The organism is Primorskyibacter sedentarius (assembly GCF_004342065.1).
Taxonomy (GTDB): domain Bacteria; phylum Pseudomonadota; class Alphaproteobacteria; order Rhodobacterales; family Rhodobacteraceae; genus Primorskyibacter; species Primorskyibacter sedentarius.
Genome location: NZ_SLZU01000002.1, coordinates 302,109 through 321,649, shown reverse-complemented (window position 1 = coordinate 321,649; position 19,541 = coordinate 302,109). Strand labels below are relative to the sequence as shown.

General features: G+C 62.9%; 20 protein-coding genes. 16 read left to right on the top strand and 4 right to left on the bottom strand.

The window, feature by feature from the left end:
* Positions 1-11 precede the first annotated feature (11 nt).
* On the top strand, positions 12-1,127 hold the full coding sequence (locus EDD52_RS05380; RefSeq protein ID WP_132242605.1) for an iron-containing alcohol dehydrogenase: 1,116 nt from the start codon (positions 12-14) through the stop codon (positions 1,125-1,127).
* On the opposite strand, the gene EDD52_RS05375 is transcribed toward EDD52_RS05380, so the two are convergent.
* Together EDD52_RS05375 and EDD52_RS05370 are read right to left on the bottom strand one after the other, a co-directional pair.
* Entirely contained in the window at positions 1,128-1,856 is a 729-nt protein-coding gene (locus EDD52_RS05375; RefSeq protein ID WP_132242603.1) for a FadR/GntR family transcriptional regulator, read from the bottom strand. It lies immediately after the preceding gene.
* Positions 1,856-2,866: a four-carbon acid sugar kinase family protein gene (locus tag EDD52_RS05370; RefSeq protein WP_132242601.1), complete on the bottom strand. Its 1,011-nt coding sequence runs from the start codon at positions 2,864-2,866 to the stop codon at positions 1,856-1,858. The genes EDD52_RS05375 and EDD52_RS05370 overlap by 1 nt, the downstream gene beginning before the upstream one ends.
* A 97-nt stretch (positions 2,867-2,963) precedes the next feature.
* Between EDD52_RS05370 and EDD52_RS05365 the strand changes: the two genes are divergently transcribed.
* The 5 genes from EDD52_RS05365 (at position 2,964) to EDD52_RS05345 (ending at position 7,894) form a co-directional block, all read left to right on the top strand.
* On the top strand, positions 2,964-3,875 hold the full coding sequence (locus tag EDD52_RS05365; protein WP_132242599.1) for a LysR family transcriptional regulator: 912 nt from the start codon (positions 2,964-2,966) through the stop codon (positions 3,873-3,875).
* Between the two features lie 72 nt (positions 3,876-3,947).
* Positions 3,948-4,607, top strand: coding sequence for a paraquat-inducible protein A (locus tag EDD52_RS05360; RefSeq protein ID WP_243651846.1), 660 nt, complete (start codon positions 3,948-3,950; stop codon positions 4,605-4,607).
* A complete protein-coding gene (locus tag EDD52_RS05355; protein ID WP_132242596.1) occupies positions 4,574-5,209 on the top strand; it encodes a paraquat-inducible protein A in 636 nt (211 codons plus the stop codon). The genes EDD52_RS05360 and EDD52_RS05355 overlap by 34 nt, the downstream gene beginning before the upstream one ends.
* Positions 5,206-7,332 (top strand): PqiB family protein, encoded by a 2,127-nt coding sequence (locus EDD52_RS05350; protein WP_207905970.1) that lies wholly within the window; start codon positions 5,206-5,208, stop codon positions 7,330-7,332. The genes EDD52_RS05355 and EDD52_RS05350 overlap by 4 nt, the downstream gene beginning before the upstream one ends.
* A gap of 4 nt (positions 7,333-7,336) precedes the next feature.
* Complete coding sequence (locus EDD52_RS05345) at positions 7,337-7,894, top strand: PqiC family protein (protein WP_132242594.1); 558 nt, start codon at positions 7,337-7,339, stop codon at positions 7,892-7,894.
* Positions 7,895-7,949: 55 nt separating this feature from the next.
* Here the strand turns inward: EDD52_RS05345 and EDD52_RS05340 are convergent, their stop codons facing one another.
* On the bottom strand, positions 7,950-8,861 hold the full coding sequence (locus EDD52_RS05340) for a hydrogen peroxide-inducible genes activator (protein ID WP_132242592.1): 912 nt from the start codon (positions 8,859-8,861) through the stop codon (positions 7,950-7,952).
* 96 nt (positions 8,862-8,957) lie between these two features.
* On the opposite strand from EDD52_RS05340, the gene katG reads away from it, so the two are divergent.
* Positions 8,958-11,183, top strand: coding sequence for a catalase/peroxidase HPI (gene katG / locus EDD52_RS05335; RefSeq protein ID WP_132242590.1), 2,226 nt, complete (start codon positions 8,958-8,960; stop codon positions 11,181-11,183).
* A gap of 110 nt (positions 11,184-11,293) precedes the next feature.
* On the opposite strand, the gene EDD52_RS05330 is transcribed toward katG, so the two are convergent.
* A complete protein-coding gene (locus EDD52_RS05330) occupies positions 11,294-12,415 on the bottom strand; it encodes a cytochrome C (protein ID WP_243651845.1) in 1,122 nt (373 codons plus the stop codon).
* A gap of 170 nt (positions 12,416-12,585) precedes the next feature.
* On the opposite strand from EDD52_RS05330, the gene EDD52_RS05325 reads away from it, so the two are divergent.
* From EDD52_RS05325 to EDD52_RS05285, 9 genes are read left to right on the top strand one after another with little or no spacing between them, the layout of a single operon-like run.
* Positions 12,586-13,851, top strand: a complete 1,266-nt coding sequence (locus tag EDD52_RS05325; RefSeq protein WP_243651844.1) for a Na(+)-translocating NADH-quinone reductase subunit A — start codon at positions 12,586-12,588, stop codon at positions 13,849-13,851.
* The gene (locus EDD52_RS05320; RefSeq protein ID WP_132242586.1) at positions 13,848-14,624 is read left to right on the top strand and encodes an RnfABCDGE type electron transport complex subunit D; all 777 of its coding nucleotides are present in this window, start codon (positions 13,848-13,850) and stop codon (positions 14,622-14,624) included. Before EDD52_RS05325 ends, EDD52_RS05320 begins: the two co-directional genes overlap by 4 nt.
* Positions 14,617-15,417 carry an NADH:ubiquinone reductase (Na(+)-transporting) subunit C gene (nqrC, locus tag EDD52_RS05315; RefSeq protein ID WP_132242584.1) on the top strand — a complete coding sequence of 267 codons (801 nt, stop codon included), beginning with the start codon at positions 14,617-14,619 and terminating at the stop codon, positions 15,415-15,417. The genes EDD52_RS05320 and nqrC overlap by 8 nt, the downstream gene beginning before the upstream one ends.
* Positions 15,418-15,420: 3 nt before the next feature.
* Positions 15,421-16,083, top strand: a complete 663-nt coding sequence (locus EDD52_RS05310) for an NADH:ubiquinone reductase (Na(+)-transporting) subunit D (protein WP_132242582.1) — start codon at positions 15,421-15,423, stop codon at positions 16,081-16,083.
* The gene (gene nqrE / locus EDD52_RS05305; protein ID WP_132242580.1) at positions 16,080-16,691 is read left to right on the top strand and encodes an NADH:ubiquinone reductase (Na(+)-transporting) subunit E; all 612 of its coding nucleotides are present in this window, start codon (positions 16,080-16,082) and stop codon (positions 16,689-16,691) included. Before EDD52_RS05310 ends, nqrE begins: the two co-directional genes overlap by 4 nt.
* Positions 16,688-17,908, top strand: coding sequence for an NADH:ubiquinone reductase (Na(+)-transporting) subunit F (nqrF, locus tag EDD52_RS05300; protein WP_132242578.1), 1,221 nt, complete (start codon positions 16,688-16,690; stop codon positions 17,906-17,908). Before nqrE ends, nqrF begins: the two co-directional genes overlap by 4 nt.
* Before the next feature lie 2 nt (positions 17,909-17,910).
* Positions 17,911-18,897 carry an FAD:protein FMN transferase gene (locus EDD52_RS05295; RefSeq protein ID WP_165907462.1) on the top strand — a complete coding sequence of 329 codons (987 nt, stop codon included), beginning with the start codon at positions 17,911-17,913 and terminating at the stop codon, positions 18,895-18,897.
* Between the two features lie 3 nt (positions 18,898-18,900).
* Positions 18,901-19,080: a hypothetical protein gene (locus EDD52_RS05290; protein ID WP_132242574.1), complete on the top strand. Its 180-nt coding sequence runs from the start codon at positions 18,901-18,903 to the stop codon at positions 19,078-19,080.
* Positions 19,073-19,465 (top strand): CBS domain-containing protein, encoded by a 393-nt coding sequence (locus EDD52_RS05285; RefSeq protein ID WP_132242572.1) that lies wholly within the window; start codon positions 19,073-19,075, stop codon positions 19,463-19,465. The genes EDD52_RS05290 and EDD52_RS05285 overlap by 8 nt, the downstream gene beginning before the upstream one ends.
* Positions 19,466-19,541 lie beyond the last annotated feature (76 nt).

Below are 19,541 nucleotides of genomic sequence, written 5' to 3'. Positions count from 1 at the left end.
CCATTGTGAGCATGAAAAGAGCCATCACGCTACATCAACCTACGCGGCTGGAAATCGGCGCCGGAACTGTGGCCAAGGTGGGCGAGTGGGCGGCGGGCGCACAGCGGACTTTGGTCTTGACCTCAGGGTCGGTCCGCAGCCATGCCGACAGGCTGGGATTGCCCGGTGATGTGAAGTTATTCGACTCTATACCGCCCGAACCTGACGATATTGCGCTTACTGCGGCACTTGAAGTTGCAGCCGATTTCAGGCCGGATTGCGTCATCGGGCTCGGCGGCGGCTCTGTCATGGACATTGCCAAGCTGGTGGCCTGTCTTTGGGATGGTGCGCAATCGCTGGCCGACGTGGTTGGGCCCGACAAGGTTGCGCGACGCCTTTCGCGGCTGGCGCAGGTTCCGACAACGGCGGGCACCGGGTCAGAGGCGGGTATCCGCGCGTTGGTGACCAATTCAGAAACGCGCGCCAAGATGGCTGTCGAAAGCCCGCATATGCGCGCCGACCTCGCTGTGCTGGAACCGGAGCTTACCTTCTCCCTGCCGCCGGATGTAACTGCCGCAACCGGCATCGATGCGATGGCCCATTGTGTAGAGGCCTTCACCAGCCTGCGCGCCCATGACATGATCGATGGCTTCGCCCGCATGGGGATCACGCTTGTCGGCCGATACCTCCGGCGAGCGGTCGAAGACGGGCGCGACACCGAAGCCCGCAACGGGATGATGCTGGCCAGTTATTATGGCGGCATCTGCCTTGGCCCGGTCAACACGGCGGCCGGCCACGCGCTGGCCTATCCGCTTGGCACGCAACTGCACCTTCCGCACGGGCTCGCCAATGCAATTGTGTTCCCGCATGTTCTGGCCTTCAACGCCCCGGTTCGGGCAGAGAAAACAGCCGAGATCATGGCAGCCCTCGGTCTGGGTGCATCATCGGACAGCGCAAAGAATGCCGAACTTGCCCATGAATTCTGCGCATCTCTTGGGATCGAGATGCGCCTGTCGCATCACGGCGCGACCGAGCAGGCCCTTTCCGGCTGGGCGGAAGAGGCTCATGCCATACGTCGCCTCATGGACAACAATCCCCGCGATATGAGCGTTGCGGACGTGCGCAGCATCTACGCCGCCGCCTTCTGATCAGCCGTTGAACAACCGGTCACGCGACCCTGTCAGATGCTCTGCCATCTGTCGCTGCGCATCCTCGGACCGGTGATCGCGGATCGCATCAAAAATCGCCCGGTGTTCAGAATAAACATTGTCAAGCCCATCCGGCGTCTGTTTCAGAGACCTCCCGTGGAACTGCATCCCGACAGCGATATGGTCCTTCAGCGCCTCCATCGCGGTCGCGAAATAGCGGTTGCCTGACGCTTTTGAAATTGCCAGATGGAACTGAAAATCGGCGTCCTCGCGGTGGCGCTTGCGATCTGTCGCATCGCGCATGACCTCCAGCGCATCCCTGATTTCGGCCAGATCCGCATCACTCCGACGCTCCGCCGCGGCAGCCGCGCCCGCTGGCTCCAATGTCAGGCGAAATTCGTAGCAGCGACTTAGGTCAGTGAAATTCTCGACCTGTCCAAAACCCAGCGGCTCTCGCACCCCCGCTTGCCGGACGAAACTGCCCGCGCCCTGGCGGGAGTAGATCAGCCGCTGCTCGCGCAGTTTCTTCAATGCCTCGCGCACGACGGGCCGTGAAACCTCGAATTCGGCGGCAAGGTCATGTTCCGTGGGCAGGCGTTCCTCTGCGGCATAGGCACCCGATTTGATGGCCCGGTACATGCGGTCAAAGACGACATCGGCCAGACTTTTGCGTTGCCCGGGAAGTCCGTCCCGGCCTGCCCTCGGGACCGGCTGCGCCTTGCCTGCCATCACATACACTCCAATTCACGCGTCAGATCGACCAGCGTCGACGCTGTGCCGAACCCGCCGGATTTCGTGACAATACGCCATCCTTTGGCCTCCGACAAAGGCAAGCCGGGCAGGATCTCTCCCTCTACATCAAGGATATCCACATCCAGCGCGTCCAGAACGGCCTCTGCCGTGGCGCCGCCGGTCAGGATCAGCGATGGCACATGTCTGGCAAGCGGCGCAAAGGAACGCGCAAGTGCGCGGGCGATCATGTGGGGATCGCGCTCTGTCCCTGCGGTCGCCTGCATCAAGGTGACCCTGCCTGCGGTAACTGGCGGCGCGGCCATGGCAGAGGGTGCGCGAATATGCGCGCCCCCTTCCAGCGCCGCCACCTGATCGAGCGTGATCGGATCGGTCGATCCGACAGCAATGCCGATCTTCCCGCATAGCGGCCCCGGTCGTGTGGGGATAACGCCCGAAAGCTCCGCCAGCGCCTGCGCCAGGCCGCGCGCCCCGATCAGCAGCCCGTCAACCGGTGCGGCGCGCAATGCCGCGACAATCTCGGCCGGGGTGGCCGTGTCGGGTATTACCGCAGCGGCCCCCCGGCGCCCCAGCCTGCCGCGGATATCAATCGGGCTTGCAACGCCGAAACCCTCGACACGCCCGGCCCGAACGACACGACCGAATTCCGGGATCGCGGGCAAGACAAGCAGTTCGCCGTCTGGAAGCGCCTCAAGCTCTGCGGCGATTTCGCCTTTCAGTCGCGAATCGACCTTCTTCAGAAGCCTGCACCCCCGGGGCACCTGCGTCAGAACCTCTGCCACACGGGCATGGGCGGTTTTCGGGCCCACTTCGCGGCTCCTCGTGGACACGGCAGTGACATCGGCACCGCGCGCAAGGGCATCGGCAAAGGACTCGGGCCGGGTGGCGACCACGACCGACACTTGCGCCGCACAGAAAGGCCCCGCTGTGTCCAGCGCACCGGTCAGGTCATCCGCGATAACCACAAGTCGCTGAATTTGTCCTTCCACGCGCGTATCACCAAATTTTGGTTGAGAAATTCGCCCCTGTTCATTTTACATCTGCTAAAACCATTTTCAATGACCCAACCTTGCATGAGCGAGAAAAATGGACGGAAAACTGTTCGAGCTGAACCACCTGAGATCCTTTGTGGCCGTGGCGGAAGAGCTGAACTTCCGCCGCGCCGCCGTCCGGCTGAACATGACGCAGCCGCCCTTGTCGCGCCAGATCAGCCTGTTGGAACACGCGGTCGGCGTGCGGTTGCTGGATCGCAACAACCGGTCTGTCAGGCTGACTGCGGCGGGCCGGCGCTTTCTTTGCGATGCGGTGGATATCCTCAAACGGGCCGAAAGTGCTGCGCTTTTCGCGCGTCAGTCAGCACGCGGCGAAAGCGGTGCGCTGGTTCTGGGTTTCGTTCCCTCCGCCTCTGTCGAGGTGGTGCCGCGCATCATTACCCGCGTGGAACGCGACCTGCCCGGCGTCCGCCTGATTCCCAGCGAGATGATGACATTCGAAATCATCGAAGCCCTGCATTCCGGCGGGGTGGAAATCGGATTGTTCAGGCTTCCGCAACGACAGACAGAGCTCAAGCTCAGCAAGGTCTTCAGCGAGCCCTTTGTTCTGGCGGTCCCCCGCGACCATCCTTTCGCAACAAAGCCCGATCTTTGCGCCGAAGACCTGCACGAAACGCCTTTTATCGGCTTTTCGACAGAGCGTGGCGGCTTTCTGTACGAGGTGGTGCAAGGCTTTCTTTCGGCACGCGGTATCAGCCCGGATACGCGCTATTCGGTCGCGCAAAGCCATACGATCATGACGCTTGTGAACGAGGGGCTGGGCGTGGGCATCGTGCCCCGGTCCATCTGCGCGATGAAGATGCCCGACACCGTCATCCGCGATATCGGACTGCCGGATGACCTGCGCTCTGATCTTTATATCGCAAGGGGCACCAAGAACCCCGATCAGCTGGTCAGCGAGGTATCCAGCCTGATCGTGGACGAGCTGTCACTGCCTGCCCGCTGACCACGCGGCGACCCGAGTGGATTTTGCGTAGTGGCGCTTTCCTCTTTGCTGAGGGCGCACTAAGTTCGGGGGATGATGCAAGACGCGCAGCAACCGCCCAAGCTGACAGACCTACCGGACCTCGCGCAGTTGATTGCCTGTCCGCAGTGCGACGCGTTGCATTTCGATGCCGACGTGCCGACCGGGGAAACCGCGCGCTGCATCCGCTGCCACGCGGTGATCGAGGCGCCGCGCCAGCTGGCGATGACACGCATCATCATGCTGGCGGCCGCTGCGCTGATCCTGATGATCGCGGCGATCTTCTTTCCGTTTCTGGAACTGCACGCCGCAGGCCGCATCCAGCGGAGCTCGCTTCTTGACACGGTGATGGCCTTCTCCACCGGTATGACCGCGCCGCTGACACTTGCGATGGCGGCCCTGATCGTCGTGCTTCCGATCATCCGTTTCACATCGCTGATCTACGTGATGGCGCCAATGGCCTTCGGCTGGCAGCCCGCCCGCCACGCAGAAAGCGCCTTTCGCATGGCCGAGGCGCTGCGCCCCTGGGCGATGGCCGAGGTTTTCATCGTTGGCGTCGCCGTGGCACTGGTGAAAGTGGCCGGGCTGGCGCATCTGGCCATCGGGCCCGCCTTCTGGGCCTTCGTCGCATTGGTCATCGTGACCGTGTTAAAAGACAATTTCATGAGCAGGGTAACGGTTTGGAAGACACTCGAACAGCGCCGCCCGTCCTGACCGCGCGCGCCGCGGGGCTGATCGGATGCACCCAGTGCGGCCGGGTGCAGGAACCCGGCGCCGAACGCTGTGTCCGCTGTCAGAGCCTTCTGCGCAGCCGTGACGAAGCCAGCCTGCAAAAGGTCTGGGCCTGGCTTTTCGCCGGTCTGGTGGTCTATGTGCCCGCCAATGTCTATCCGATGCTGCGCACCTCTTCGCTGGGCAAGACAAGCGACAGCACGATCCTTGGCGGTGTGGTCGACCTGATCCATCACGGCTCTATCGGCATTGCGCTGATCGTCTTTTTCGCAAGCATCATGATCCCCGTGGGCAAATTTCTGGCCATCGGCTACCTTGCGCTCAGCATCCGTCGGCAGGTGTCGCTCAGCGATCACAGGCGGCATGTGCTTTACGAGGTCGTCGAATTCGTGGGCCGCTGGTCCATGATCGACGTGTTCGTGGTGGCAATACTTGCGACACTTGTGCAACTGGATTTCGCGGCGAGCATCAAACCGGGCATTGCGGCGGTCAGTTTCGCACTTTCTGTTGCATTTACGATGATTTCAGCACAGAGCTTTGACCCGCGTCTGATCTGGGACGCCAGTGAAGGTGACCCCGCATGAGTGCCCCCCGTCCCGCAGATATGGACATGAGTCCGGCGAAGAAATCCATCTGGCGTAATCTGTCTTTCGTGTGGCTTGTTCCTATCGCGGCCCTGGCAGTGACGCTGTTCATTGCATGGCAAAGCTGGGCGGCGCGCGGCAGCCTGATCGAGATACGCTTTACCAATGCGGCTGGCATCACGGCCGAAGAAACCGTCGTGCGGTACCGTGATGTCTCTGTCGGTCTTGTGGAAAAGGTCAGTTTCGCCCCGGATATGGAAAGCGTCGTCGTCTCCGCCCGGATCGATCAGAATGTCGCCGCCAACCTGCCACCGGACGCCAAGTTCTGGGTCGTACGCCCCGAAGTGTCCGCGCGTGGTATCTCGGGGCTGTCGACGGTGCTGTCGGGCGTTTATATTGAAGCGTCTTTTGACCCGTCCCCGGGAGCAGAGGCGTGGTCGTTCGACGGGGTCGACAAGGCGCCGCTGGTGGCTGCGGGCGTCGAGGGCACGCGCCTGATGATCCGTGCCGCCGATGGCAGCAGCCTCAGCCCCGGATCGCCCATTTTCTACCGCGGGATCGAAGTCGGCCGGATCGAAACCCCGCGCCTGCTCGACAGTGGCGAGGGTGTGGTTGTCGAAGGCTTCGTCGAAGCGCCGCATGACCGTCGCATCAACAGCGCAACCCGGTTCTGGGACACGTCAGGTTTCTCTGTGACCCTGGGGGCGGGCGGGCTGGATCTGTCCGTGGATTCGCTGGCCTCGCTCGTCACCGGCGGGATCGCCTTTGATACGGTGTTTTCCGGGGGATCCATGATCGACGACGATCAGGTTTTCGATCTCTTCGAGAGCGAAAAGGCCGCGCGTGAAAGCGTGTTCAGTGACGTGATCGACAATGCGGTCAAGCTGACAGTGGAATTCGACGAATCCGTCAGCGGGCTGTCGGCCGGGTCGCCGGTGCAATATCGCGGCCTGCGGGTCGGGGTCGTCAGTGCGATCGGTGCCTTCATCGAGGACACGCCGGACGGCCAGAAGGTCAAGCTTCGCGCCACAGTCTCCATCGATCCGCAATCGCTGGGGTTGGAAAAAGACGTCCGCCCAGCGGAAACGCTGGCCTTCCTGTCGGACGCGGTAAAGGGCGGATTGCGCGCGCAGCTGGCCGCGAAGAGCATCTTCACCAACACGCTGGTCATAGACCTTGTTGATGTCGAGGACGCGCCCCCGGCGACGCTTGGCATTTTCAACGGGGAATTCCCGGTGCTGCCGTCGATTGAATCCAACCTGCCCGACGTGTCCGCTACGGCCGAGGGCCTGTTGCAGCGCGTCAATGATCTGCCAGTCGAAGAGGTGATGGATCAGGCAATCTCGCTGATGGCATCAATCGAAGCGGTGGCCGCTGCCGAAGGCACGCGCAGTGCCCCTGACGCGCTGCTGGGTCTGATCGAGGATGCGCGCGGTCTGATCGGCAGCGACGACACAAAGGCCATCCCCGGAGAGCTGCGCGACACCGTGGCAGAGCTGCGCAGCACGATTGCCGGGCTGACGCAGGTGACCGAGGATCTTCAGACCGCCGACGCGGTTGGCCAGCTGGTTGCCGCGCTCAACGCCGCGGAGACCGCTGCCGAGGATTTCTCGGGCCTGAGCGCCGAACTGTCGGAGGCCGGCGCCGAGGTGCCCGCACTGATCGACGATCTGCGCGCCCTGACCACCAAGGCAAACTCGCTTGAGGTCGAACAGCTGGTCAGTTCTGCCGCCTCCTTCCTCGAAGGGGCTGACAGGTTGATCGACAGTGACGACACCCGCGCCCTGCCCGCCGCCCTGACAGGTGCCCTGCAGGAAGCGCAGGCAGCCCTCGCGCAGCTGCGCGCAGGTGGGCTGGTCGAGAATGCAAACGCCACGCTTGCCTCTGCCAGCGATGCCGCCAGGGCCGTGGCCACCGCCGTTGAATCGCTGCCCGCCCTTTCGGGCCGGCTTGAGGCGCTCGTGCGTCAGGCAGAGGGCACCTTGGCCGGTTACGGCAACGAGTCGAGCTTCAACCGCGAAACCGTCGCCGCCCTGCGCGAGGTACGCGAGGCCGCCGCTGCCGTCTCGAAGCTGGCCCGAGCCATCGAGCGCAGCCCCAATTCCTTGCTTTTCGGAAGGTAATCCCATGTTTCGCATGCTCCTGCCCCTCGCCTTTTTGCTGGTCTCTGCCTGCGCCGGGACCGAACCGCGCTACCTGATCGATCCGCCGGAGGTGAAAACCGTTTCCCGTCTGGCTGTGTCGAGCATCGAGGTGCGCGAAGTTTCGCTGCCCACCTATGCGGAAGGGTCCGAAATCCTGATGGAAGGCGAGGATGGCGCGCTGATGCCTATCGACAATGCCGCTTGGGCGGATGATCCGGTGCGCGCCGTAACCCTTTCGCTTGCCGATCAGATGGGGCGTGCCAGCACGGCCACGGTCGCGGCAGAGCCCTGGCCCCTGGAAGAGGGTGCCGATGTGTCAGTGCATGTTCGTGTGACCGCGATGGTCGCGCGCGCAGACGGTACATTTGACCTGACCGGTCAGTACGCCCTTTCGTCGTTTGACAAGGTGGTGCGTGAACGCGTGGCGCGGTTCGATATCTCGATACCCCTGCCCGCCAACACGCCCAGCGGTATCGCCCTTGCCACCAGCCAATCCGTCACGGCCCTGTCCGATCAGATCCTGACGGCATTGCGGCGCTGAAGGCTGCCACCCCGCCGCCCGACCGGATGGTTCCGGCACGGGCGGCGGGGTGTCTTTAGGACGTGCCTGCCTGCGCAAGCGTCTGCCCCGCGCACCTGACCACTTCCGCTATTTCCCGCAGCTCGCCCGACAGGGGATTGGTCTTGCGCCAGATCATTCCGATGGTCCGGGACGGCTCGCGCGTGGCGAAGCGGCAGACAGACACATCAGCCGCGCGCGTTTCAACAGGCACCGCCATTTCCGGAATGAGCGTCACCCCGATTCCAGCCCCGACCATCTGCACCAAGGTTGCCAAAGAGCTTCCATCCAGCCCATCGCGCTGTGCAGCCGGGGTCACGCTGCAAAAGGACAAGGCCTGATCACGAAAGCAATGCCCCTCTTCCAGAAGCAGCAGCCGCATGTCCTGCAGCGCCTCGGCATCGGGCACTGGTTTTTCCGCGTCATCCCTTGGCCGGACAAGCACAAAGTTCTCCGAGAAAAGCTCCACCTCGGTCAGTGCGGGTTCCGACACCGGCAGGGCGACAATGGCAGTATCGATCCGCCCTTCGTGAAGCTCTTGCACAAGGCGCGATGTCACCGTTTCGCGGATATGAATGTCCAGATCCGCATAGGATCGTGACAGGTTGCCGATCAAGGTCGGCAACAGGTAGGGCGCAATCGTGGGGATAACACCGATGCGCAGCCGTCCGATGAGTTTGTCGCGCGACGCACGCGCCAGCTCCGACAGCTCGTCAACAGCGCGCAGGATTTCCTTGGCATGGCGAGAGAATTCCTTGCCAAAGCTGGTCGGTCGCACCTGTCGCGGGCCGCGTTCAAACAGGATTGTGCCCAGATCTGCCTCCAGATCCCGGATTTGCACCGACAGCGCGGGCTGCGAAATTCCGCACGCATCTGCCGCATGCCCGAAATGGCCATACTGGGCCAGAGCCTCGAAATATCTGAGTTGTTTGAGTGTGATGTTCGCCATAACTTCTACTTATCGAAGCGATGCGAATTTTCAACTTATAATTATCGTATTGCCCCGCTAAGGTCATGTCATCCAAGCAACCTCAGGGAGATGGTCATGGACGGAAATGACATCGCAGGCAGCGGCGGCTGCCCCGTGCTTCACGGCGGCGGACGCAATACGAGTTTCGGCGCAAGATCGAACCGCGACTGGTGGCCAAACCAGCTTAACCTCAAGATTCTGCATCAGAATACGCCCTTGTCCAACCCGATGGGCGACGAGTTCGATTATGCCAAGGCGTTCAAATCCCTTGATCTTGATGCCCTCAAGGCCGACCTGCACGCATTGATGACAGATTCGCAGGACTGGTGGCCCGCAGATTACGGGCATTACGGCCCGTTCTTCATCCGCATGGCCTGGCACAGCGCAGGCACATACCGGACCGGCGATGGCCGGGGCGGCTCCTCCTCTGGCTCGCAGCGGTTTGCGCCGCTGAACTCCTGGCCGGACAACGGCAACCTCGATAAGGCGCGTCGCCTGCTTTGGCCCATCAAGCAGAAATACGGTGACAGCATTTCCTGGGCTGACCTCTTTGTGCTGACCGGCAATGTCGCCATCGAATCCATGGGCGGCAAGACCTTCGGTTTTGGCGGCGGGCGCGTCGATATCTGGGAACCAGAGGAAGACATCTACTGGGGCACCGAGGAAGAGTGGCTTGCCACCTCTGACAAGCCCGGCAGCCGGTATTCCGGCGAACGCGTGTTGGAAAACCCGCTGGCCGCCGTGCAGATGGGCCTGATCTACGTGAACCCCGAAGGCCCGGACAGCAATCCAGATCCGCTGGCCTCTGCCCGCGACATCCGCGACACCTTTGCCCGTATGGCGATGAATGACGAGGAAACCGTGGCGCTGGTCGCGGGTGGCCACACCTTCGGCAAAACCCACGGCGCAGGCGATGCCGCGCTCGTCGGTGTCGAACCCGAAGCCGGACATATGGAGGCGATGGGCCTTGGTTGGCTGAACAAGTTCGAATCCGGCAAGGGCAAACACACCACGACTTCGGGCCTTGAAGGGCCGTGGACGCCCACGCCCACCAAATGGGACATGAGCTATCTTGGCGTGCTTTTCGGCTATGATTGGGAATTGACCAAGTCCCCCGCAGGTGCGTGGCAGTGGCAGGCCAAGAACCTGCGCGAGGAAGACATGGCCCCGCAGGTTGACGGTTCGGGCGAGAAAGTCCCGCTGATGATGACCACCGCCGATATGGCGATGCGGATGGACCCCGACTACGAAAAGATCTCGCGTCGTTATTACGAAAACCCCGAAGAGTTCGCCGATGCCTTTGCGCGCGCCTGGTTCAAGCTGACCCACCGCGACATGGGCCCGAAGGTGCGCTACCTTGGCAAGGAAGTGCCCGGCGAAGAGCTGATCTGGATGGACCCCGTCCCGGATCTTGACCACCCGGTGATCGACGCGGCTGACATTGCGGACCTGAAAGCGAAGATTGCGGGCTCTGGCCTCAGCATTCCGGAACTGGTCTCGACCGCATGGGCCTCTGCCTCGACCTTCCGGGGATCGGACAAGCGTGGCGGTGCCAATGGCGCCCGCATCCGTCTTGCCCCCCAGAAGGATTGGGAAGCGAACCAGCCCGAACAGCTTGCCAAGGTGCTGGGCATCTACGAAGGCATCCAGAGCGCGTTCAACAACGCGGCTTCGGGCGGCAAGAAAGTGTCCCTTGCAGATCTGATCGTGCTGGGCGGCTCTGTCGGGGTCGAGAAGGCCGCCAAGGCTGCGGGTTATGACATCGAAGTGCCTTTCGCGCCGGGTCGCACCGACGCATCGCAAGAGCAGACCGATGTTGACAGCTTTGACGTGCTGGAACCGATCGTCGACGGCTTCCGCAACTACAAGCAGGTCGATTACGACGTGCCAACCGAAAAGCTGTTGATCGACCGCGCCCAATTGCTGACCCTCACCGCCCCGGAGATGACGGTGCTGATCGGTGGTCTGCGCGCGATGAACGCCAACCACGGCGGGGCGCAGCATGGCGTCTTCACTCACCGTCCGGAACAGCTGACCAACGACTTCTTCGTGAACGTGCTGGACATGGGAACCGAGTGGACGCCTGCGGACGACACGGATGAGCTGTTCGAAGGCCGTGATCGGGCGAGCGGTGAGCTGAAATGGACCGGCACGCGCGTCGATCTTGTTTTCGGGTCGAACTCGCAACTGCGTGCTTTGGCAGAGGTTTACGCCAGCAATGACCGGAAAGAGACCTTCGTCAAAGACTTCGTGAAGGCCTGGACCAAGGTCATGAACGCGGACCGCTTCGACCTGGCTTGAAGCCACCCCGCTTGAAACACGAAGGCGGCGTTCCGAATGACCGGAACGCCGCCTTTTTGTTTATGCACTCACGCTTGCGGGCGTACCCCAGCCCGCGCAAAGCGACACGTTTACCGCAGCAGACCGAGCGCCGCAAAATCCACGCCAAGCGGTTCTGACAGATCCTTCATCGAATCGTAGAGCAGCTCCAGCGCGTAATGCGGGTTGTGGACGTGAATGCCGTGATCCGAGGTAACGAATTTGTAGTTGTAAACGGCCTTCAGCAGTCGCGGCGTCCAGGCATTATAGGCTATCGGGCCGCCATCCCCTTCGTCGGCAAGACCGTCGCCATTGGCATCGGTGAAGAAGTAGGGATAGCCCTCGCCGTTATAGACGACCGGCGTGCCCGCAACTTCGGCCGCATAGTCAAAGATCATGGATTTCAGACGCGCGGCATTTGCCGCGATGTCGTGCTTGATGCCCTTGGAGGTGTCGCCGCTGCCATCATGGCTTTGCCGCGTGATGCGGATCAGGTCGGGGTCGCCGGTCGTATGACACATCAGGCAGGTATCCGCGACGACCTCAAGGTTATGCGGGTCGTGGCAGGACAGGCAGGTTTGCACCGGCTTTGCATGCAGGAAGCGGCCAGAATAGGTCTGGTCCGGGTACTGGTAGCCAAGCCCGCCATACCCGCCCAGCGCCGTGGCTGCGGCCAAAGCGTAATGCGGGTTGATGAAGCGCAGTTCGGGGTCGGGTTGATCATCGGGCTTTTCCCCGACGGCACGGGTGACGGTCGCACCGGCTGCCCGCCCCTGATGGCAGGTCACGCAGGCCGCCTCTCCGACGATCACGGGATGATTGACGCCGGAGGACAGGCTGATTTCGGTCACACTGCCCAGATTTGCATTGTGGCAGGTTTCACAATCGACCACTCCACCAACCGGAACGGGCTGTTCCGGCGGCCCTTTCTCACTGCCGTCCAGGCCGTGAAAGCTGCGGAACCCCTGACCGGAATGGCAGGTGGCACAAACCGGCGGGATGGCGCCCTCTTCGTCCCAATGTCTGAACGATTCAGAGGCGGAATCGGAATGCCCGCCTCGCATCCAGGACGCTATGGCCCGGGCATTGGGGATTTCGATCCGGTTGGGCGAAAAGGGGCCAGATGGCGGCATCACGAATGTTGGCAGGCCTTGCGTCGACTCCACGGTGTTGGAGGCTTGTGCGGCGGCATCTTGCGCCCCGCTAACGAACAAGATCGCGGCCCCGGCCAAGGCTAAAAGGACATTTGAGGGATATCTTTGTATCGAAAATCGGGACATGGCTCTTTCTCTCGATAGAATTGACGTCCGCGCAAACATGAGCGTATCAAGTCGGTACACATTTCGCAAATTAGATCTGACTCTCTGTCGAAAGAGACCAAAAAGTGCCGAGTTTTATGACTTCCGGGCTTGATATCGCCCCGAAAGCGTCTTGGTCTGGCGTGAAGATTGAACATGCGCTAACCGCAGAAGCTGCGCTCAGCTTTGCGCAACAGGACGATATGCGCGTCGATGCGCTGGTCGAGGAAGGTGCGACAGTTGCGCAAGGCGCCCCGATCCTGAAACTTCGCCGTCACCCGGAAATGGTGATCACGGCACCTGTCGGCGGGCGGGTCGGGCATCTGGAGCTTGGTCCGGGTCATCGGCTGTCCCGCGTGGCGATCTTTCACGAGGAAGACGCCGGGCGCCATCGCCACGACAGCGCGCTTTCGGCCTCCTCGCCGCAGGATATCCGGCAGGCCTTGCTGGGAAGCGGGCTTTGGCGCCAGCTACGCTCCCGCCCATATGGGCGCATTCCCCGAACGGACGAGACCCCGGCCGCGATCTTCGTCATGGCACTTGATACACGGCCCTACGCGCCGGATCCGCGGCAGGCCATCGCGGGCTCTGAAACAGCATTCGAGCGGGGGCTTCATGCGTTGCGGCAACTGGCCTCTGAGAAGCTTGTTCTCTGTCAGGACCGTGGGCCTGTGATGGCGGAGCCTTCCGAAAGCCTCGACATCACGGTCATACGCTCGAAACCCCTGCATCCCTGGGGGCTCGCCGGGTTTCAGATCCACGAACATCTTCCGGCCAGCCCCACAAGGGCTGTCTGGGACATCGCAGCAGAAGATGTGGCCGCCATCGGGGAATTGCTCGAAACCGGCTATCTTCGCGAAACCCGGCTTGTCGGCGTGGCGGGATCGGGCCTTCGCGAGCCGCGGCTGGTTCGGTGCCAGCCATGGGCCGACCTGCGAGGGCTGAGCCGCGGGCATCTGAAACCCGGCCAGCACAGCATTCTCTCCGGCTCCCCTCTCGAAGGGCGCCCGTCGCGCTGGCTGCATGAGCGCGATCGGCAAGTATCGGTTCTGGACCCGGCCGAGTCACCGCATCGCGGACATTGGTTCCTGTCGGCCCTGCGCCGGGCCTCGCGGCCCTTGCCACTGATCCCGTGCGCCTCGGTTGATCAGGCGCTTGGCGGGGCGTTTCCGGCCCTGTCACTGTTGCGCGCGATCTCTGCCGGGGATCGGGAGGGCGCGGTGCGGCTTGGTGCGCTGTCCCTGCTGGACGAAGACCTCTCTCTGGCCGATTACGTCACCTGTGCAGAGCCGCGCCTGTCCGACCTGCTTCATGCCATGCTACGCGACATCGCTGCAGAGGAGGCCGCATGATCCGGGGCATCTGGGACCGCGAAACCGTGGCATTGGCCCTTCTGGCCTCTGTCTTCCCGATCGCCGCGACCTGGCTGCTGGCCGAAGGCCTGGAGGGCGTGTTCCGGCTGGTGTTTTTCCTGCTGGTCGCCGGGATCTGGCATATCCTGTGGATGCTGGCGCGGGCCCAGCCGCCGTCTTTTGCCGGGGCGATCACGGCGCTTTGCCTCGCTATACTTGCCCCCGAAGATCTGGGGCTGACAGCACTGCTGGTCTCGACCAGCTTCGGTGTCGTCATTGCCGATCTCGCCTTTGGCGGTTGGGGGCGCAATGTGCTTAACCCCGCGACAGTCGCCCTGGCGTTCATGGGGTTCGGGTTCCCGGCAGCCCCCTGGCCAGACCTTGCGGTGCAGTTGGGATGGGCGGTGGCCCCCGCCCTGTTGCTTGGCGTGGCGCTGGGGGTCACGGCTGCCCCGCTGGTACTGGGGGCAGGCGTCGTCCTTGTCAGCGCACATCTTTGGGGCATCGATTTTTCCGAGACGGGAACCGCGCTTGCGGTCGTGCTGGCCTTGCTCGTCTGTGACCCCGTGGCCAGTGCCAGCACGCGCCCTGGCCGGTGGCTGAACGGGGCGCTCTACGGGGGGCTTGGGTTGCTCTTCACACTCCACTGGCAGGACGCAGCCCCGGTACAGATGGCGGTGTCTGCCGCACTTCTTGCGTCGCTCGCCGCGCCGCTTTTCGATGAAATCGCCATCTCGCTCTGGCTTCTGCGACGGAGAAAACGCCATGGCTGACCTCAACCCGATAACGGCGTGGAAACGGCTGCTTGCGCTGCCCAATGACAGCCGGGGCAAGACCATTGCGATCGCCTTTCTGACGGCGGCGATCTGCGCGGTCTTCGTCAGTACCGCCACGGTGATCTTGCGCCCGATACAGGCCGCAAACCGCGCCGCAGAAACCCAGCTGCGGCTGGAGGCGCTGCTATCCGCCGTGCCCGGCATGCAGGAAATCCTGGACGGCGCCGAAGGGGCGCAACTGGCCGCCGTCGTGATTGATCTGGATGAAGGCGCCGCCGCCAAAGACGTGACACCCGAGACGTTGGAAACGGCCCTGCTGGATACGGCGAACTGGACCGCGCTGCAGCCCGAAGATGATGTCGCGGGGATCGGCAACCGGCCCGACATTGCCCAGATCTACCTGCTGCGTCGCGATGACAAGGTAGAGCTTCTGGTGCTGCCAATCGCAGGGGCGGGCTATAACGGCACGATCGAGGCGATGATCGCGCTGCGCGGCGACATGCAGACCATCGCAGGCATGACCGTGACCAGCCAATCCGAAACGCCGGGCCTTGGCGCGCGCATTGAAGAGCCCGCATGGCAGGCCAGTTTTGCGGGCACCCGCTATGCTGATGACAGTGGAGAGCTGAAATTCGCCGTCGCCCACGGCCCCTCCAACAGCGAATACGAGGTTGATGGCATCACCGGCGCCACCCGGACCAGCAACGCCGTGACCCGCATGGTGCGGTTCTGGCTGGGGCCGTTGGGCTATGGCCCGCTGATCGACGCGGTCAAGCGGGGGGAGTTCTGAGCCATGGCTGCCGGGCGCCTCTGGTCTGCACTGACACGTCCCCTGATTGATCAAAACCCGATCACGCTGCAGATCCTTGGCATTTGCTCGGCTCTGGCAGTCACGACCTCGCTGGATACCGCCGTCACAATGGCGGCGTCGCTGACCGTGGTGCTGGTGCTGTCCACTGTCATTGTCAGCCTGATCCGCAGACATATCCCCGACAGCATCCGGCTGATCGTGCAGATCGTCATCGTTGCGTCGCTGGTGATCGTGATCGACCAGTTCCTGCAAGCCTTCTTCTTCGATATCAGCCAACGGCTTTCGGTCTTCGTCGGGCTTATCACCACCAACTGCCTTGTGCTGGGCCGGACAGAGAGCTTTGCCCGCTCCAACCCGCCCTTGGTGTCGGCAGCGGATGCGCTTGGCAACGGGCTGGGCTATTCGCTTGTGCTGATCCTGATCGGTGCGCTGCGCGAGCTGTTCGGCACGGGCAAGCTGTTCGGCGCGCAGGTTCTGCCACTCGTGGAGCAAGGCGGTTGGTTCACCCCGCTCAGCCTGATGCTGCTGGCCCCCAGCGCATTTTTCCTGCTTGGCGGGTTGGTTTGGGCGGTGCGCAGCATCTGGCCGGATCAGGCCGAAGCACCCGACACCACCCCGCCCATCCCAGAGGAGGCCCGCCGATGAGCGACCTCTTCGCCCTTTTCCTGCGGGCCATGTTCGTCGAGAACATGCCGCTCAGCTTCTTTCTGGGGCTTTGTACCTTTCTCGCGCTGTCGAAACGCCCGGAAACGGCGGTGGGGCTTGGGATCGCCATGATCGGCGTGATGGGCGTGACGGTGCCGCTGAACCAGATCATCTACACCGCCCTTCTGGCACCGGGTGCATGGGCCTGGGCGGGCATGCCGGAACTCGACCTGTCCTACCTGTCCCTTCTGGCTTTCATCGGCCTCATCGCGGCCTCGGTCCAGATGATCGAGATGCTGCTGGAGAGGTTCTTTCCCGCCATCCACGCCGCCTTTGGCGTCTTCCTGCCCCTGCTGACCGTCCAATGCGCCATCCTTGGTGGCAGTCTTTTCATGGTCGAACGCCGCTATGCGCTGGACGAGGCTTTTGTTTTTGGCCTGGGCAGCGGCGCGGGCTTTGCGATTGCCGTCATCATGCTGTCAGCCATCCGGTCGCGCCTCAGCTATGCTGACCTGCCAGCGGGGCTCAGGGGGCTGGGCATCACCTTCATGCTGGCGGGGATGATGTCACTGGGCTTTTCGTCCTTCACCCAGATGGTGGCGCCATGACAGAGATTGCGCTTGGATCAGGCATCATCATCGCGCTTTTGCTGCTGTTGACGCTGGCGCTGCTGGCCGCGCGGTCCCGCCTGATCCCGCAAGGCGGCGTCACCGTCGCGGTGAACGAGGACACGAAAATCGAGGCGAAGCGGGGCGAGACCCTGCTTTCGGCCCTGCACCGCACGGGCATCGCGATACCCGCAGGCTGCGGCGGCAACGGCACATGCGGGCTGTGCAGGGTCACAGCCACCGGGCCGGGCGCCGGGGAGGCGCAGGCCACCGAACGCGGTGTTCTTTCCGCAGCCGATCGGCGGGCGCATGTGCGGCTTGCCTGTCAGCTAACCTTGCGCGGCCCTGTGGATGTCGCCCTGCCCGATGATCTGTTATCGGTCGAGACATTGTCCTGCCGCGTGTTGTCCAACCGGATGATGGCGCCTTTGATCACAGAACTTGTCGTTGCCCTGCCCGATGGACACGAGATCGACTTTCACGCCGGCAGCTTCATGCAGATCACCGCACCGCCCTACCGGCTCAATTTCTCGCAGATCAAGATGCCGGACCGGTTTGCAGAGACATGGCGCGATTCCGGCTGGCAGGACTTGGTTGCACAGTCGTCAAAGCCTGTCTCGCGCGCCTATTCCATCGCCAGCAGGCCCGAGGATCGGGGCAAGGTCGTGTTCAACATCCGTCTCGCCGTCCCGCCGCCGGGGCAGGAGGCGAATATCCCGCCCGGTATCGTGTCATCGCACCTGTTCGCCCTGAAACCCGGAGATCAGCTCGATCTGTCCGGGCCATATGGCGAATTCCATGCGCAACCCACCACGCGCGAGATGGTGTTCATCGGCGGCGGGGTCGGTATGGCCCCCCTCCGCGCCATGATCCATGAACAAGCGGCGATGGGCGTGCCGCGCAAGATGACCTATTTCTACGGCGCGCGATCTGCGATCGATCTGTTCTATACCGAGGAATTCGACGCGATCGCCGCGCAATACCCGGATTTCACCTTCATCCCGGCGCTTTCGGACCCGGCACCGGGCGACCGCTGGACGGGTGCCACCGGGTTCATCCATGAAACGGTGCGCGCGCATCTGCGCCATCATCCCGCGCCGGAGGAATGCGAATACTACCTTTGCGGCCCCCCGGTGATGATCTCGGCAGTGATTGCCACGCTGCTCTCGCTTGGGGTGGAGCGGGGGTCGATCTTCAACGACGATTTCGGAGCATAGCCATGGCGAACACACGGATGGATCTTGGAAGACGCGCCTTTCTTGGAACAGGCTGCGCAACGATGTTTACCGCCGCCTGCCCGGCGCTGGCAAGCGGGGCAGAGGCGACCCAAACGCTTTCGGGAGGCGCCTTCGGCACCACCTGGCGGGTGGTCCTGCCGAGCAGTGCCGACATGGGCCCGCTGCGGGCACCTGTCGAGGCGCTTCTGGCCGAGATTGATGCCGAGATGTCGCCCTGGCGCCCCGACAGTCTGCTCAGCCGCATCAACCGCACCGAAGGCGTGCCGGTCGCCATCACGGCAGAGTTCGAACGGGTGGCCGAAAGCGCCCTGATGCTTGCCCAGCAGACTGGTGGCGCTTTCGATCCGACCGTGGGGCCAACCGTTGCACAATGGGGGTTTGGCCCCATCAAGGGCGGGGCTGGCCCGTGGCAGGGGTTCCGGCTGGATAGCGCGCATCTGATCAAACCTGCGCCCGACGCGACGCTTGATCTCTGTGGGATCGCCAAAGGTCGCGCGCTCGACCGGCTGGGCGAGCTGCTGCGCAATCGCGGCATGACGGATGCACTGGTTGAAATCGGCGGAGAGGTGTTGGCGCTGGGTCGGCACCCCTCTGGCAGGCATTGGCAAGTCGGGGTTGAGGCCCCCTTGCCCACCGATACCGGGCTGATCGGTCACGTCACGCTGGACAATGCGGCACTGGCGACCTCGGGCATAAAGGCCAACAGCTTCATGCTCGGGGACCGGCGCTATTCGCATATCGTCGACCCTGTTGAAAGGGCGCCCGTTACCGGCGCGCTGGCCTCGGTGACGGTGCAGGCCGAAACCGCCATGCAGGCGGATGGGTGGGCCACCGGCCTGATGGCTGCCGGAGAGGATCAAGCGGTGAAGCTTGCGCATCGTCACGGCGTGAATGCTTTGCTGCTGATCGCGGACGCGCGCGGCCTGCGGCAGGTGACCACCGGCGCGTTTGACCTGAAGGTGACCTGAGCGATGGAGATCCTGATCGCCGTTCCCATCGTCCTTCTGTGTGTGCTGGGGCTTTCCGCCGGGCTGATGCTGGGTGGAAAGCGACTGGAAACAAGCTGCCACGGGATGAAATGTCTGGGCGGCATCCGCTGCGATGGCTGCCCCAAACGGCGAAAACGGCAGGAGGCCGCCTCGGATGACTGAGCAAACCGTGGGCGCCTTGATGCGCAAGCATGGGCTAACCCTGACACCGGACACCCCGATGCGCGACGCCGTGACAAAACTGATCGAGGCTGACGCCTCCGCCGCGCCGGTTCTGGATGAGCAAGGCGCATTGATCGGCGTGATATCGCAAAAGGATTGTTTCGCGGCCGCGCTCCACTCTGCCTACTACCAAAGCTGGTCGGGGACCGTGCGCCAGCACATGACAACCGAAGTGACGACGCTGAACGCCGACACCGACCTTGTCACCGCGGCCGAGATGTTTCGCACCATGCCGTACCGCGCCTTTCCGGTTTTGCAGAACGGCCAGTTCCACGGAATGATCGACCGCGCGGATCTGCTGCGGGCCTTTCTCGCATTCGGTTAGCGTTGCCACCCGCCGCCAACCGCCCCGCCCCCACGTCAAGATCGAAACTAATTTGCGAAAATTTGCGAAACGCATA